Source organism: Salmonella sp. SAL4457 (genome assembly GCF_046548235.1).
GTDB lineage: Bacteria > Pseudomonadota > Gammaproteobacteria > Enterobacterales > Enterobacteriaceae > Salmonella > Salmonella enterica.
Genome location: NZ_JBGDZO010001392.1, coordinates 1 through 234, shown reverse-complemented (window position 1 = coordinate 234; position 234 = coordinate 1). Strand labels below are relative to the sequence as shown.

The following is a 234-nucleotide window of genomic DNA, read 5'->3' as shown; positions in this document are numbered from 1 at the left end:
CCCCTCGACGGCAGCGACCAACGCGCTCGACTCGGGGTTGATCGCCAGGGCGACGGTGACGAGCACGATGCCCGCGAGGCTATGGGGATCGGCGGGGGGGACGCGAAAGCCGACGCAGTCGATCAGCAGCGCAAGCACGCCGAACATAACCAGGATAGGGCCGGACAGAAACAGCCCGCTGTTGAACAGCAGCCACAGCCAGCCCAGGCTGCCGACTAGCAGGCAGTAGAGGAT

At 66.2% G+C, this 234-nt stretch carries 1 protein-coding gene; it reads right to left on the bottom strand.

From position 1 onward, the window contains the following. Positions 1–234 (bottom strand): hypothetical protein (locus tag ACLJNW_RS28735; protein WP_410962095.1); only part of this gene is annotated, 234 nt, incomplete at both ends.